General features: G+C 72.2%; 11 protein-coding genes. 8 read left to right on the top strand and 3 right to left on the bottom strand.

Going from position 1 to position 15,723, the window contains the following annotated elements:
• Nucleotides 1-33 precede the first annotated feature (33 nt).
• Nucleotides 34-1,776: a DUF3492 domain-containing protein gene (locus A3CQ_RS0147345; RefSeq protein WP_020518002.1), complete on the bottom strand. Its 1,743-nt coding sequence runs from the start codon at nt 1,774-1,776 to the stop codon at nt 34-36.
• A gap of 720 nt (nt 1,777-2,496) precedes the next feature.
• Between A3CQ_RS0147345 and A3CQ_RS0147340 the strand changes: the two genes are divergently transcribed.
• The 3 genes from A3CQ_RS0147340 (at nt 2,497) to A3CQ_RS0147330 (ending at nt 7,099) form a co-directional block, all read left to right on the top strand.
• On the top strand, nt 2,497-2,691 hold the full coding sequence (locus A3CQ_RS0147340) for a hypothetical protein (protein ID WP_020518001.1): 195 nt from the start codon (nt 2,497-2,499) through the stop codon (nt 2,689-2,691).
• A gap of 206 nt (nt 2,692-2,897) precedes the next feature.
• Entirely contained in the window at nt 2,898-6,479 is a 3,582-nt protein-coding gene (gene smc, locus A3CQ_RS0147335) for a chromosome segregation protein SMC (RefSeq protein WP_020518000.1), read from the top strand.
• 5 nt (nt 6,480-6,484) lie between these two features.
• A complete protein-coding gene (locus A3CQ_RS0147330; RefSeq protein WP_020517999.1) occupies nt 6,485-7,099 on the top strand; it encodes an HAD family hydrolase in 615 nt (204 codons plus the stop codon).
• Between the two features lie 4 nt (nt 7,100-7,103).
• On the opposite strand, the gene A3CQ_RS0147325 is transcribed toward A3CQ_RS0147330, so the two are convergent.
• Together A3CQ_RS0147325 and A3CQ_RS0147320 are read right to left on the bottom strand one after the other, a co-directional pair.
• Entirely contained in the window at nt 7,104-7,628 is a 525-nt protein-coding gene (locus A3CQ_RS0147325) for a DinB family protein (protein ID WP_020517998.1), read from the bottom strand.
• On the bottom strand, nt 7,625-9,307 hold the full coding sequence (locus A3CQ_RS0147320) for an alkaline phosphatase D family protein (RefSeq protein WP_020517997.1): 1,683 nt from the start codon (nt 9,305-9,307) through the stop codon (nt 7,625-7,627). The genes A3CQ_RS0147325 and A3CQ_RS0147320 overlap by 4 nt, the downstream gene beginning before the upstream one ends.
• A gap of 109 nt (nt 9,308-9,416) precedes the next feature.
• Between A3CQ_RS0147320 and ftsY the strand changes: the two genes are divergently transcribed.
• The 5 genes from ftsY to A3CQ_RS0147295 all read left to right on the top strand — a co-directional run bounded on the left by ftsY (nt 9,417) and on the right by A3CQ_RS0147295 (nt 15,723).
• Nucleotides 9,417-10,607, top strand: coding sequence for a signal recognition particle-docking protein FtsY (ftsY, locus tag A3CQ_RS0147315; RefSeq protein WP_026206999.1), 1,191 nt, complete (start codon nt 9,417-9,419; stop codon nt 10,605-10,607).
• Nucleotides 10,608-10,647: 40 nt separating this feature from the next.
• Nucleotides 10,648-11,445 (top strand): phosphotransferase, encoded by a 798-nt coding sequence (locus A3CQ_RS0147310; protein WP_020517995.1) that lies wholly within the window; start codon nt 10,648-10,650, stop codon nt 11,443-11,445.
• Nucleotides 11,446-11,694: 249 nt separating this feature from the next.
• Nucleotides 11,695-13,065: an ammonium transporter gene (locus A3CQ_RS0147305; protein WP_020517994.1), complete on the top strand. Its 1,371-nt coding sequence runs from the start codon at nt 11,695-11,697 to the stop codon at nt 13,063-13,065.
• A gap of 35 nt (nt 13,066-13,100) precedes the next feature.
• Nucleotides 13,101-13,439, top strand: coding sequence for a P-II family nitrogen regulator (locus A3CQ_RS0147300; protein ID WP_020517993.1), 339 nt, complete (start codon nt 13,101-13,103; stop codon nt 13,437-13,439).
• A 16-nt stretch (nt 13,440-13,455) separates the two neighbouring features.
• The gene (locus A3CQ_RS0147295) at nt 13,456-15,723 is read left to right on the top strand and encodes a [protein-PII] uridylyltransferase (protein ID WP_020517992.1); all 2,268 of its coding nucleotides are present in this window, start codon (nt 13,456-13,458) and stop codon (nt 15,721-15,723) included.

Here is a 15,723-nt window from a genome sequence, read left to right as displayed (position 1 = left end):
GCGACGATGTGGCGGCCCGCCTCGGCGTGATCGTCACAGCTGTTCACCACCCTTCGGTCCGACCGGCCAGGACGGGAGTTCGCCCGCCCCGGCCGGCGATACGCCCGCGAACGCCTCCTCCGGCTCGGGCTCGGGCTCGGCATGCCGGCCCGGGCGCGGCGGGAAGACGTCCAGCGCGATCGGCGCGGCGCTCGCGATGTGCCGGGCCGGTGGGACGGCCGCCAACGGGTCGTCCCGATCGCCGGGCATCGGGCCGCCCGGCGACAGGGGAGCGGCCGCGTCCTCCCGCGGCGCCGGCGTCAGCCAGCGAAGCGTGGCCGGCAATTCCGCGCGTGGGGCCGGCACAGCCAGGGCGAGCTCGAACGCCGGCGCGGGTGGCGGCCCGGCCAGGTCGGTGTAGAGGGCGCCGTACACCCGTACCACCCGGTCGGTGGTGAAGTGCAGCAACGCCCGCCGCCGGGCCGCCTCACCCAGCTGCCGGCGGCGGCCCGGCGCCCGGAGCAGTCCGACGATCGCGATCGCCAGCTCGGCCGGGTCGTCCGGCTGCACCAGCACGCCGGCGTCGCCGAGCGTCTCCGCGGCCGGTCCGACGTCGACCCCCACCACCGCGCGGCCCGACATCATCGCTTCGATCAGCCGGTACGGGGGATCGGCCGGCCCCGGCACATGCGCCACGACGTGCCCGGCCGTATACCGGTCGCGCGGGTCGGCCGGCAACGGGTGCAGCCGTACCGCGCGGCCCAGCCCGGTGCGCTCGATCTGCTCGGCGCAGTGGTCCTCGTGCGCCGGGGTGACGCCGACCAGGTGCAGCACGGTCCCCGGCATCGCGGACGCGACCTGCTCGAACGCGGCCAAAAGAGGGGTCAGCCCGCTGTCCGGCCCGCCGCTGCCGGCCCACACCACGGCCGGGTCGGTGTTCAGCTCGGCCGCGCCCGGATACTCCGACGGGTCGACCCCGGCCGGCACCTGCACGAGCCGGCTCGCCTCGGCGCCGTGCCGCAGCGCGTACCCGTGGTGGTAGGCGCTCAGCGGCGCGATCAGTCCCGCCTCGGTGTATCCCGTCCGCGCGACCGCGGCCCGGAACCGGCGCAGCACCGCCCGCACCGCCGGCGACAACCGCTCCTCGGCGGGCTTGTGCCGGGCGACCGGCGCCCGGGCCTCGGTGAGCAGCAGCGGCACCCCGGCCCGCCACCGGCCGGCCAGCGCGGCGACCAGCGGCGTCGTCCCGCCGACGCAGTGCACGAGATCGGTCTCGGGCAGCGACACGGTCAGCGCCCCGAGCGCGTGCTTGAGCAGCGTGGCGGCGGTGCGGGCGTCCCGGGCGCCGAGCCGGGGCAGCGGCGGCTCGTCCGCGTCGGGCCGTCCGCGCCAGGCGTCCATGAGCAGGTCGGCCAGGGGCACCCCGGCCAGCGGGTCGGGCCGCTCGGCGGCGAGCTCGGCGAGCCCGCGCAGCCCGGTGGCGAAATGCCGTTCCTCGATCAGCCCGCGGCAGAGCAGATGCGCGGCGCCGCGGCCGGTCTCGTTGGAGTCGCCGCGGCGGCGTTCTCGGGCCGGCTCGCGGCCGATCTGCACGGCCGAGGCCGAGCCGACGTTGAGCGGCAGCGGGTACGCGGGCGCGGACGGCGGTTCGCGGTCCGTGACGGTCAGCAGGTCGAAGCGGAAGCGGCGGAGGCCCTCGACGAGGGTTCGGCACCACCCGCTCAGCGCGTCCCGCCGGTACGGGTACCCGCCGCCGGTGAGCAGGCAGACGCGCTCGTGCGACGGGGTCGATTTCACGAAGGAGGCAACGAGACAGCACGGAAAAGTTACGAGACCCTGTCGGGTAGGCGACAGATCTGCGCGACTTTTATCCGATTTGCCGCCTGGTTTGTCGGTATTAGGGAAATTTACGCCGACGGGGCCGGGTGCCCCGCCACCGGCACCCGGGCCCGTCGGCTCCCGGCGGGGGCGATCGCGGCCGCGCGCCACCCGGGCCTGTCCCGTTGCCGGCTGCCTCGCGAGGAGGGAGGCTGAGCCGGTCGGGCCGGAAACGATGATCGAGATGCCGACGTTCATCGCCGGCGCGCGGCCGCGACACCGTCCCGCCCGATCCCGAACCGGGAGCGGACGGTGCCGAACGGGCCTGACCGTACGCATCGGTCAGATCTGGCAGCAAACCCGCTAAGCAAAACGTAAGGCCAGGTAAAGAACGTCAAGGTGGCAAGATTCACTGGCCTGGCCGGCTCGACGGCGGGTGCACGGCTTGACGGAGCGTGGGTATCGGCGGACTATGGAGGTGTCGCCAGTCGCGCCCACTCATGCCCGGTTTCAGTGGCCCAAAGCTTTGGCCGCTGCTCCGAGCGTGAGACATCTGCACCTAAGAGCACGTTCCGCGGGTGCACGATTCTGTGCCCACGCGTGCCCGTGTGCATGGAGGTGTGGTGCACGCTGGGCGCGCATGAGAGCGCGCGGTTTCAACAACACCCAAGAAGAAGCAGTGCTTCTCAAGGAGTCACCATGGCGAAGGCCCTCTTCGGCCACGTAGGTGCGGCGCCCGATCGGCGCCTGCTCGACGAGGTCACCCGACTGCGTTCCAGGGTGCAGGCTCTGGAGTTCGAGGTCACCCGCCTCCGGGCGGAAAACGATCGTCTCGCTGCCGCGGCAGCGGAAGCGGACGACATCCTGCGTCTGACCGAGCCGGCGCTGACCTGAGCTTCACCGGCCGCCGGCCTCCGGCGGTCCATCCCCCTCAGCACCTGAAAACGCATTCCCACAGCGCGCCTCCACCCCGTGGCGGCGCGCATCTTTTTGTCCGATTTGCAGGGCGGCGCCCCACGTCAAGCGCGGCGTGCCGGGCCGCTGACCCGGGCTACGGGTAGCCTGCACCCCAGTACCCCGTTGTCGACCCTCGGAGATCCGTGCACCTCAAGAGCCTGACGGTCAAGGGCTTCAAGTCCTTCGCCTCCGCTACGACGCTGCGCCTGGAGCCGGGCATCACCTGTGTGGTGGGCCCCAACGGCTCGGGCAAGTCCAACGTCGTCGACGCCATCGCCTGGGTCCTCGGCGAGCAGGGTGCCAAGGCGCTGCGCGGCGGAAAGATGGAGGACGTCATCTTCGCCGGCACCGCCGGCCGCGCGCCGCTCGGTCGCGCCGAGGTGACGCTCACGATCGACAACAACGACGGCGCCCTCCCGATCGAGTACACCGAGGTCTCGATCACCCGCCGCATGTTCCGCGACGGCGCCAGCGAGTACGAGATCAACGGCAACGCCTGCCGACTGCTCGACATCCAGGAACTGCTCAGCGACTCCGGCATCGGCCGCGAGATGCACATCATCGTGGGCCAGGGCCGGCTCGACGCGATGCTGCACGCCAAGCCCGAGGACCGCCGCGCGTTCATCGAGGAGGCCGCGGGCGTCCTCAAGCACCGCAAGCGCAAGGAAAAGGCGATCCGCAAGCTCGACGCGATGCAGGTCAACCTCAACCGGCTGACCGACCTCACCGCCGAGCTCCGCCGTCAGCTCAAGCCGCTCGGCAAGCAGGCCGAGGTGGCCCGGCGCGCCGCCGGCATCCAGGCCGACCTGCGCGACGCCCGGCTCCGGCTGCTCGCCGACGACCTGCACACGCTGCGCACCACTTTGGACAAGGAGATCGCCGACGAGTCGGCGATGCGCGAGCGCCGCCAGCAGGTCGAGGAGGAGACCCGGGAGATCCAGCGCCTGCTCGCCGACCTCGAGGCGGCACACGCCGAGGACGCGCCGCTGCTGCAGGCCGCCCAGGACACCTGGTACAAGCTTTCCGCGCTGCAGGAGCGCTTCCGCTCGACCGAGCAGCTGGCCAGCGAGCGGCTGCGGCACCTGGCCGCCACCCCCGACGACGAGCGACCCGGCCGCGACCCCGACCAGCTGGTCGCCGAGGCCGAGCGGGTGCGCGAGCAGGAAGAGGAGCTGCGCGAGGCGCTCACCGACGACCAGATGCGCCTGGCCGAGGCGGTCGAGCGGCGGCAGGAGCAGGAACGCCAGCTCGCGGCGGCCGAGGGCGCGCTGCGGGCGGCCGCGAAGGCGATCGCCGACCGGCGCGAGGGGCTGGCGAAGCTCACCGGAAACGTGAACGCGGCGCGGGCGCGTACGGAAGGAGCCGCGGAAGAGATCGAGCGGCTCGCGGCGGCCCACACCGACGCCCTGATGCGCGCCGAGGCCGCGCAGGCCGAGGTGGACGCGGTCGCCGCCGAGTCCACCGAGGCCGATCGCGACAACGTCGAGCTCGACGAGCGCCACGCCGAGGCCGTCGGCGCGCTCGACAAGGCCAATGCCGTGGTGCGCGAGCTCTCCGACGCCGAGCGGACCGCCGAGAAGGACGCGGCCAGCTGGAAGGCACGCGAGGAGGCGCTCGCGCTCGGCCTGCGGCGCAAGGACGGCGCCGGCGCGCTGCTCGCCAAGTCGGCCGAGGTGCCCGGACTGCTCGGCAGCCTCGCCTCGATGCTCACCGTCCGCGGTGGCTACGAGACGGCCGTCGCCGCCGCGCTGGGCACGCTGGCCGACTCGGTCGCGCTTTCCGGCGTGGACGAGGCGATCGAGGCGATGCGTACGCTGAAGATCGCCGACGCCGGCCGCGCGGCCCTCGTGGTGGCCTCGCCCGCCGCCCCCGGCATGCGCGGGTCGCTGGAGAGCCTGCGCCCGCAGCTGCCCGAGGGCGCCGTCTGGGCGCCCGAGGTGATCGACTGCCCCGAGCAGATCCGGCCCGCGCTCAACCGCGTCCTGCGCGACGTGGCGCTCGTGCCCGACCTGGGCGCCGCCGCCCGGCTCGTCGCGCAGAACGCGGAGCTGCGCGCGGTCACTCCCGACGGGGACGTGCTCGGTGCGTTCATCGCGGCCGGTGGCTCCGGCAAGGCCACCAGCTACATCGAGGTGCAGGCCGCGGTCGACGAGGCGAAGGCGAGCCGGGCCAGCTCCGAGGCGACGATCCGCGAGGTCAAGGCCCAGCTGGTCGACGCACGCGCCGAGGTCGCCGAGCGCAAGCAGGCCGTGGACGTCGCCTCCGCCGCCAAGCGTGCCGCCGAGGGTGAGCGCAACGCCGCCGCCCGCCGGCTGGCCGAGCTCGGCGCGGCCGCCCGCTCGGCCAAGGCGGAGAGCGAGCGCCTCGGCGCCGCCCGGCAGAAGGCGGAATCGGCCCGCGAGACCGACCTCATGCGCCTGGCCGAGCTCGAGGAGCGGCTCTCGCTCGCCGAGTCCACCCCGATCGACGAGGAACCGTCCACCGAGGAACGGGACACGCTCGCCGCGCTGGTCCCGCAGGCCCGGCAGAACGAGATGGAGGTTCGGCTCGCCGTGCGTACGGCCGAGGAGCGGGTCTCCTCGATCGCCGGCCGGGCCGACTCGCTGATGCGCCAGGCCAACGCGGAGCGGCAGGCACGCGAGCGGGCCGCCGCACGCCGGGCCGCCCGGGCCCGCGGCGCCGAGATCGCCAAGGCGGTCGCGCTCGGCGCGGCCACCGCCATGGTCCGGGTCGAGGTGTCGCTCGCCGCCGCCGTCGAGGCCCGCGACGAGCTGGCGCAGGCGCGCACCGCCCGCGAGGCCGAGCTGCAGGAGGTACGCGCCGGCGCCAAGCGCCTGTCGTCCGAGCTGGAGCGCCTCACCAGCGAGGTGCACCGCGACGAGATGGCCCGCGCCGAGCAGCGGATGCGCATCGAGCAGCTCGAGGCGAAGGCCGCCGAGGACTTCTCCCTCGACGTCGACACCCTGATCACCGAGTACGGCCCGGACCAGCTCGTGCCGCCGAGCGCCGCCGAGAGCGCACAGGCCGAGAAGGACGGCAAACCCGTACCCGAACCGGCGCCTTTCCATCGGCCCACCCAGGAGAAGCGGGCCAACAAGGCCGAGCGCGACCTGCAGTTGCTCGGCAAGGTCAACCCGCTGGCGCTGGAGGAGTTCGCGGCGCTCGAGGAGCGTTTCAAGTTCCTCTCCGACCAGCTGGAAGACCTCAAGGCCACCCGCAAGGACCTGCTCACCGTGGTCAAGGATGTCGACGACCGGATCCTCGAGGTGTTCACCTCGGCGTTCGAGGACACGGCCCGCGAGTTCCAGGTCGTCTTCCAGGTGCTGTTCCCCGGCGGCGAGGGCCGGCTCGTGCTCACCGACCCGGAGGACATGCTGACCACCGGCGTCGAGGTCGAGGCCCGCCCGCCCGGCAAGAAGATCAAGCGGCTGTCGCTGCTCTCCGGCGGCGAGCGCTCGCTGACCGCGGTGGCGATGCTCTGCGCGATCTTCCGGGCCCGCCCCTCGCCCTTCTACATCATGGACGAGGTCGAGGCCGCCCTGGACGACGTCAACCTGGGCCGGTTGATTACGCTCTTCCACCAGTTGCGGGAGCACAGCCAGCTGCTGATCATCACGCACCAGAAGCGGACCATGGAGGTCGCCGACGCCCTCTACGGCGTCACGATGCGCGCCGGCGTGACCCAGGTGATCAGTCAGCGGCTGAAGCACGATTCGGAGGACTAACCAGCATGTCGCGCGAGCGCGCCCAGGCCCTGCTCATCGACCTGGACGGCGTGCTGCGCCGCTGGGACCCGGCCCCGATGATCGCCGTCGAGCTCGAGTACGGCCTCAAGCCGGCCGCGTTGCTGGAGACGGCGATGTCCTGGGACATCTATCGCCCCGCGGTGACCGGCGAGATCACCGACGCCGAGTGGATGCGGCTGATCGCCTCGCGCCTGCCCATCGACCCGTCGGCCGCGGCCGAGGCGGTGGCCCGCTGGCAGGAGTACCGCGGCGAGCCCGATCCCGACGCGCTGGCCCTCGTCCGCGAGGTGCGGGCCGGCGGGCGCAAGGTCGGCCTGGCCACCAACGCCACCGACCGCCTGCGCCCCGACCTCGACGCGCTCGGCCTGACCGACGAGGTCGACGTGGTGATCAGCTCCTGGGAACTGAAGGTCCACAAGCCGGCCCCCGAGTTCTTCGCCCTCGCCTGCGAGGCGATCGGCACCAGCCCCGGCAACGTCCTCTTCGTGGACGACGACGACCGCGTGGTGCGTGGCGCTCGCGCGGCGGGCCTGTCCGCGTACCGCTGGACCGGCCCGCACCACATCGAGCTGCTGAAGAAGGTCCTCGAAGTGAGTTAGGTGCCTAGTCGCCGGTGGCGCCGTCGATGCGCTCGCGGATGAGGTCGGCGTGGCCGTTGTGGCGGGCGTACTCCTCGATCATGTGGAGGTAGACCCAGCGGAGGCTGATGGTGGAACCGCGGCTGGTGGTGAACTCGTGCTCGAGGGCGAGGTCGGCCACCGCCTTGTCGGCCTCGGAGAGCTCGGCCCGGAAGGCGGCCAGGTTGGACTCGGCGTCGGCGTCCGCCACGTCGTCGAAGTCGCCGTCGACGTTGGTGTCGCTGATGTAGAGGTCGTCGGCGAGGGTCTGGCCGGCCGCGCGGACGCGGAACCAGGAGCGCTCTACCTCGGTCATGTGCCGCACCAGGCCCAGCAGCGTGAGGTTGGACGGCTCGGTGCTGGCCGTCTTGAGCTGCTCGGCGGTCAGGCCGGCGCACTTGGTCAACAGGGTCTGGCGGTGCCAGTCGAGCCAGCCCTGCAGCATCTGCCGCTCGGGGCCGGTGAAGGGTTCGCTCTCGCGTGGCGCCTCGGGCGCAGTCCAGGTAGTCATCGTGCGCCATCCTGCCGGGGATAGCTCACCTGGGCCACCGAGAAAAGATGGCCGTCCTTCGTCGTGCCCTCCACGCGGACCGTGGCGGTCGGGCCCGTCAACAGCAGGGTGCTCACGGCGTTGCCGAAGTACGGGCCGGCCAGGCGGCGCCAGCGCCAGGCCGGGCGGCGCACTCCGGCGGTGCGGGCCAGGCCGCGTACGCCTCGTGCAGCCAGTCGCGACCAGCTGAAACGCATCATCGGGCGCATGAAGGCGGGCACCTGGTTGTGCACGGGGGAGCAGGTCAGCTGCAATACCGGGGTGCGCATGCCGGGGCCGTAGTCGGCCTCGGCCACGTAGGAGTGGTGCACGTCGCCGGAGAGGACGCTGATCGTGGCGGGTGCGGCGTACGCCCCGCCGGCCCCGACCCGGCCGCCGGTCGCCTCACCCTCGCCGAGGTGCCGGAACAGCTCGCCCAGCGCCGTGAACGACCGGCCGAACGCCGCCCAGTGCTCGAGGTCGAAGGTGCGCCGGATCTTCTCGGCGCGGGTCGCGACCCGGGGCGAGGGCGAGTCGGCCCGCCGCTCGTTCCAGGCCTCCAGGTGGTGGATGGCGGGCGGCATCAGCCACGGCAGCGACGAGCCGACGACGAGGTGGTCGTAGTCGCCATGTGCCCGGTCGACGAACCACTGCCACTCCTCGGCGGGCAGCATCTCGCGGGCGCCGGGGGTCAGCACCCGGTTGCAGCGGTTGTCGAGCATCACCAGGCGGGTGCGGCCCAGGTCGAGGGCGAAGCTCCAGCGGAAACGGTTCACCGAGGCGCCGTCGACCGTGCGGCCGAAGTCGTGCAGCAGGACCGTGGCGTCCTCGGCCTCGCTCACCTTCTGATAGAGCGGCTCGGTCTCCAGCTCGTCGGGGGAGAGGTTGCCCAGGTGCTGGTAGACCCAGTAGGAGGCGAGCCCGCCGGCGATCCGCTCGATCCACCACGGCTGGGCGGCCATGTCCTCACGCCACGAGGCGGACGTGTTCCAGTCGTCGATCAGCTCGTGGTCGTCGAAGATCATCACACTCGGGACGGTGGCGAGCAGCCAGCGGATCTCCGGGTCGCGCCATGACTCCAGGTAGAGCTTCGTGTACTCGTCGAAGGTCACCACCTCGTCGACCGGGCCCTGGTGGCCGGCGGCGCGGCGGCGGCGCAGGAAGCGCTTGACCTTGGCCGACGTGTTGTCCGCGTACACCTGGTCGCCGAGCAGGACGATCAGGTCGGGGCGCAGCTCGGGGTCGCCCGGGTCGCCCATCAGCCGGCGGGCGTAGGCGTCCAGCGCGTCGGGCGGCAGGCGGCGGGCGGTCGCGCGCGGCGTCGCCTCCCGACAGGATCCGAAGATCAATCGGACCGGGCCGTCGTTCTCCTCCGCCGGGCGGGTGCTGATCAACGATGGCGGGTACGCCGTGCCGGCCGCGGGCCACACCTGGTGGTCGTCCAGCAAGACCGTGTACGGGCGGGTCGAACCCGGGGTCAGCCCGTCGACGACTACCAGCGCGTAATGGTGCCCGTACGCGGAAAATGTGGTCGCCGTGCCGGCGGCGCCTCCCTCGACCTCGACCCGGACGGTGGCCGGCGAGGTCGTCTCCACCCAAATCGTGGCGCGGGTGCCGACGACGCGCCGGAGGAGTGGGCCGATGAGCAGGTGAGCGGTCACCGATGAGAGCCTCCAGTTCGGGGGCCCTCATCCTCCGCCAGATGTGCCGGATGTCGCCACTGCACGGCCCACGCCACGCGCGGACGGCTCGTCTGTCAGGATTTGAGCCATGGAATACGTGGTCGCCGCAGTCATCCTGCTCGTGGTCCTGGTGGCCGGCGTCGTCGGCCTGGTGGTGCCGCGCATGCGCCGCCGTGAGCTGCCGCCTCCGGGGTCCGCCCCGACGACCACGATCGAGCGTCCTCCGGCCGACGAGACCGAGGCGCCCGAGCTGATCGTGCCGGCCGAGGCCGACGAGCTGCCGCCGCTGATCGCCGAGCCGCCGGTGATCGAGGAGCCGGTCGCCGAGAAGCCGGCGCTCGAGCAGCCCGAGCCGACCGCCGGGCGGCTGGTCCGGCTGCGCGCCCGCCTGGCCCGCTCGCAGAGCGCGCTCGGCCGCGGCCTGCTCAGCGTGCTCTCCCGCGATCACCTCGACGACGACGCCTGGGAGGAGATCGAGGAGAGCCTGATCAGCGCGGACGTCGGCGTCGAGGCCACCCAGGTGATCGTGGCGCGGCTGCGCGAGCGGGTACGCGTGCTCGGCACGCGCACGGTGGCGGAGGTGCGCCAGCAGCTGGCCGAGGAGCTGACCGCGGCGCTCGAGCCCGACCTCGACCGCAGCCTCAAGACCGCCCCGCACGACGGCCGTCCCGCGGTCGTGCTGGTCGTCGGCGTGAACGGGGCCGGCAAGACCACCACCTGCGGCAAGATCGGCCGGGTGCTGATAGCCGACGGGCGGACCGTGCTCTTCGGCGCGGCCGACACGTTCCGCGCGGCCGCCGCCGACCAGCTGCAGACCTGGGGCGAGCGGGTCGGCGCCGAGACCGTGCGCGGCCCCGAGGGCGGCGACCCGGCGAGCGTGGCGTTCGATGCGGTCAAGCGCGGCATCGACACCGGCGTCGACACGGTCCTGATCGACACGGCCGGCCGCCTGCAGAACAAGGTCGGCCTCATGGACGAGCTCGGCAAGGTCAAGCGGGTGGTGGAGAAGCACGGCCCGGTCGACGAGACCCTGCTGATCCTGGACGCGACAACCGGACAGAACGGTCTCGAGCAGGCGCGGGTGTTCACCGAAGTGGTGGATGTGACGGGCGTCGTGCTCACCAAGCTGGACGGCACGGCGAAGGGCGGAATTGTCATCGCCGTGCAGCGCAAGCTGGGGATTCCCGTCAAGCTGGTCGGCCTGGGCGAGGGTCCGGACGACCTCGCGCCGTTCGAGCCGGCCGCCTTCGTCGAGGCACTCCTTGGCTCCGACAGCTAGTCTCGAAGACCAGATGTCGGGTGGAGCTAGGGGGCCGTGGGTGACGCAGGAGCCGGTGCGGGAGATTCCGCTGCACGGCGGCAACGTCAGCACGGTCTCGCGGATCGGTGACACCGTCCGGCGCAACACGGGACCGTGGACCCCGGCCGTGCACGCCCTGCTCAACCACCTGGAGCGGGTGGGCTTCACCGGCTCGCCGCACGCGCTGGGCGTGGACGAGAAGGGCCGCGAGGTCCTGTCGTACCTCGACGGCGAGTGCGGCGAATACCCGCTGGCCCCGCACTGGGTGACCGAGGAAGCGCTGGTCACCGTCGCGACCATGCTGCGCATGTTCCACGACGCGCAGTACGGCTTCGTCCCGCCCCCGAACGCGGTGTGGCGCTCGTTCGGCCCGCCCCCGCCGGACACCGAGGTGATCTGCCACCACGACGCCGCCCCGCACAACGTGGTCTGGCGGCCGGACGGCACGCTCGCCCTGATCGACTTCGACCTGGCCTCGCCGGGCGCCCGCATCTACGACGTGGCCTACGCCGCCTGGACCTGGGTGCCGCTGTTCAGCGACCGCGACTCGTACACGCTGGGTTGGAAGCGGCCGAACCGCCCGCGCCGGCTGCGGCTGTTCGCGGACGCGTACGGGCTGATCCCGCGCGACCGGCACCGGCTGGTGCGCACGATCCGCAAACGCATCGTCGACCACGTCGAGGGGATCCGGCGGATGGCGGCGGCCGGCGATCCGGCCTTCGTCAGAATCGTGCACAAGGGGCATCTCCGGCGGCCGATGCGCGATCTCCGGCTGCTCGATTACGAGCGTCACACCCTCGAATACGCGCTTCGTTGATCGCCCGTTGACATACCCGGGCATCGGTTCACGCTACTTCCTCGCGGCTATTGCCCCAGTTCACGGTGTTTCCGGGTGCAGCCTGTGAGGGTTTCTTCACACGTACGAAACAACCCGTCACGTGCCGGAAATCGCGCGTAGACCGTGCGCGAAACAGCGGACCGGAAGGCTTCCGCCACGAACCGGCCGACTGGCGACGCTGCCCCGTGGGTCGTGTGGGAGGACACCTAAATTCCGAGAGGAGGCAGCGTGGAGATCAACACCGGCAATACCGCCTGGTTGCTCCTGTCGTCTGCGCTCGTTTTGCTCATGACCCCCGGCTTGGCGCTCTTCTACGGTGGCCTCAACCGGTCCAAGGGCGTTCTGAACATGATGATGATGAGCTTCTCGTGTATCGGGCTCGTCTCCATCCTCTGGACCATCTACGGCTTCACGCTCGCGTTCGGTACGAACAGCAACAGCGGCCTCAACAACATCATCGGTAGCTTCTCGCAGTACTTCGGGACGGGCACCGGGACGATCTCCGAGGAGTGGCTCTTCCTCGGCGGCAAGACCGGCATCCCGACGTACGTGGTGATGGTCTTCCAGATGATGTTCGCGATCATCACGGTCGCGCTGATCAGCGGTGGCGCGTCGGACCGCATGAAGTTCGGCGGCTGGGTTCTCTTCGCGTTCGGCTGGTTCACGCTCGTCTACATCCCGGTCGCGCACTGGGTATGGGGCGGCGGCTTCATCGGCGGCAAGCTCCACGCTCTCGACTTCGCCGGCGGCACCGCGGTGCACATCAACGCCGGTGCGGCGGCACTGGCTCTCGCGCTGGTGCTCGGCAAGCGGGTCGGCTGGCCGCGGGAGAACATGCGCCCGCACAACGTCCCGTTCGTCGCGCTCGGCGCCGGCCTGCTGTGGTTCGGCTGGTTCGGCTTCAACGCCGGCTCGGAGCTCACGGTCGACGGCACCACTGTCTTCGCCTTCATCAACACCCAGGTCGCCACGGCCGCCGCGCTCGTCGGCTGGGTCGTCGTCGAGTGGCTGCGGGACGGCAAGCCGACCCTGGTCGGCGCGTCCTCCGGCGCGGTCGCCGGCCTGGTCGCCATCACCCCGGCCTGTGGTTTCATCGCCCCGATCTCGGCCATCATCCTGGGCCTGATCGCGGGTGCGGTCTGCGCCCTGGCCGTCGGCCTGAAGTACCGGTTCGGCTACGACGACTCGCTCGACGTGGTCGGTGTCCACTTCGTTGGCGGATGGCTCGGCTCTCTCTCGATCGGCTTCTTCGCCACCAATCAGGTCAACGCCGCGATCAACAGCGACCCCGGCCTGGGCGCCAGCGAGGGCCTGTTCTACGGCGGCGGGCTCACCCAGCTGGGTCACCAGTTCCTGGGCAGCCTTTCGGTCACGGTCTACTCGTTCGTGGTCGCCGCGATCCTCGCCCTGATCATCAAGTCCGTGAAGCTTCTGCGGGTCAGCGATGACGCCGAGGTCAGCGGCATCGACGTGGCGGACCACGGCGAGAGCGCGTACGACTTCACCCCGGCCGGCGGTTCCGGCGGCGCGTTCGCGATGGCGGGTATTTCGTCCAAGGACGGCGCGGACAGCAAGGCCGACGAGAAGGTCGCCGGTTAAATTCCCCCATGACTGCTCCGAGAGAGGGACTGAGCATGAAGCTGGTGACCGCGGTCATCAAGCCGTACCAGCTCGACGCGGTGAAGGAGGCGTTGCACGCACTCGGCGTGACCGGCCTGACCGTGAGCGAGGTACAGGGCTACGGACGGCAGAAGGGCCACACCGAGGTGTACCGGGGCGCCGAGTACACGGTGGAGTTCCTTCCGAAGATCAAGGTTGAGGTGGTCACCGACGAGATCGACGTGGACAAGATCGTCGACGCCGTCGTCACCTCGGCGCGTACCGGCAAGATCGGTGATGGGAAGGTCTGGGTAACCGCCGTCGAGGAGGTCGTCCGGGTTCGTACCGGCGAGCGCGGCCTCGACGCGCTCTGAGCCGATCTTCCATCACATGATCAACTCGTCCAGTGAGCCGCCGGCCCCACCGTCGGTGCCGGTCGGCGGCTCGCTCGACAAACTCAAGGACCACATCGGTGCCGCGGCCCGGGCTGACCGGGCCGCGGCGCTCGATGCCTGGCTGAACGCCATCTTCCCGAGCCATCTGCCCGGCGTGAGCCTGCTGGCCGTGGGCGGGCTCGGCCGGCGCGACTGCGCCCCCTACAGCGACCTCGACCTGGTGCTGCTGCACAACGGCACCGCCGGGATCGACCGGATCGCCTCCGGCCTGTGGTACCCGATCTGGGACGCCCGGCTCGGCCTCGACCACTCGGTGCGCACGCTGCCCGAGGCGCTGTCGGTCGCGCACGACGACGTCAAGGTCGCCCTCGGCCTGCTCGACGCCCGGCACGTGGCCGGCGACCCCGCCCTCTCCGGCGAGCTCATCGCGGCCGCCGGGGACCAGTGGCGGCGCACCGCCGTACGCCTGATGCCGCAGCTCAAGGAGCTCACCACGAGCCGCTGGGCGAGCCACGGCGAACTCGCCTTCCTGCTCGAGGGCGACCTCAAGGAGGCGGCCGGAGGGCTGCGCGACGTCACGATCCTGCGCGGCATCGGCCGGGCCGGCGTCGCCGACACCATGCGTCCCGCGGTGCGCGCCGCCAACCTGCGGCTGCTGGACACCCGCGACGCCCTGCACCTCGCGGTCGGCCGCCGGGTCGACCGACTGGTCGCCCAGGAGCGCGACGCGGTCGCCGACCTGCTCGAGCTGGACGACGGCGATGCCCTGCTGCGCCGGGTCGCCGGCGACGCGCGCACGATCGCGCACGCGGTCGACGACGCCTGGCGGGCCGTCGACCGGCTCACCGCCGGGCGCCGCCGCGGCTCCGCGGGCTCGTCACCGACTCGCCGCCCGGTCGCCCGGGACGTGGTCGAGCAGGACGGCGAGCTGGTGCTGGCGCGTACCGCCATCGGCCCGGTCCCCGACCCCAGCCTTTCGCTGCGGGTGGCCGCCGCGGCCGCCACGGTGCGGCTGCCGATCGCCCGCGCCACCTGCGAGTGGCTCGCCGCGTTCAGCCCGCCGCTGCCCAACCCGTGGCCGCCGGCCGCCCGGGCCGCGCTGATCTCGCTGCTCGGCTCGGGGCCCGGCCTGCTGCCGGCCTGGGAGACCTGTGACCGGTACGGGCTGATCGACGCCTGGCTGCCCGAGTGGGCCCGGATGCGCAGCCTCCCGCAGCACCATCCGATCCATCGCTTCACGCTCGATCGGCACCTCGTGCAGGCCGCGTACGAGGCGACCGCGTACGCCCGCGAGGTGGACCGCCCCGACCTGCTGCTGATCGGCGCGTTCCTGCACGACGTCGGCAAGGGACTGCCCGGCGACCACAGCATCGTCGGTGCCCCGATCGCCGCCGAGATCGCCACCCGGATCGGCCTGCCCCCGGCCGACGTCGCCACGGTCGAGAAGCTGGTGCGGCTGCACCTGCTGCTGCCCGACGTCGCCACCCGGCGCGACCTGAGCGACCCGGTGACCATCTCGACCGTCGCCGAGAAGGTCGGCGACACCGCGACGCTCGACCTGCTGCACGCGCTGGCCCGCGCCGACTCGCAGGCCACCGGCCCGGCCGCCTGGTCGGACTGGAAGGGCCGCCTGATGGCCGAGCTCGTCCAGCGGGTGCACGCCGCGCTGGACACGGGCGAGCTGCCCGAGCCGCCGGTGCCCGATTCCGAGCTTCTCGAGGGCGACCTGCCGGCCGTGCACCTGGACGGCGACCGGGTCTCGGTGGCCGCCGCCGACCGGCGCGGGCTGCTGGGTCAGGTCGCCGCCTGCCTGGCCCTGCACCGGCTCGACGTGGTCGGCGCGAACGCGTCCACGGTCGACGGCCGGGCCATCGTCGAGTTCCTCACCCAGCCGCGCTACGGCACGCCGTACGACCCGGTTGCGCTCGCCGCCGACCTGCGCCGGGTCGCGGGCGGGGATGTGTCGGTCACCCAGCGGGTGCGGGCCCGGGCGATGAGCGCCCGCGGCGGCACCGCCTCGCCCCGGGTGGTCTGGCACCACGACGCCGCGACCGACGCGGCCGTGCTGGAGCTGCGCGCGGCCGACTCGGCGGGCCTGCTCTACCGGGTGGCGACCGCGCTCGACGAGGCCGGCGCCGAGGTGCGCGCGGCCCGCATCTCCACTCTCGGCGGTGACGTGGTGGATGCCTTCTATCTCGTCGGGTCCTGGGCTGAGCAGGCGGAACGGGATCGGGTCGAGGCGCTGGTGCTCGCCGCGGTGTAA

This window comes from Paractinoplanes globisporus DSM 43857, from assembly GCF_000379645.1.
Classification (GTDB): Bacteria; Actinomycetota; Actinomycetes; order Mycobacteriales; family Micromonosporaceae; genus Actinoplanes; species Actinoplanes globisporus.
The sequence above is the reverse complement of the archived record's forward strand: the minus strand, read 5'-3'. Positions and strand labels throughout refer to the sequence as shown.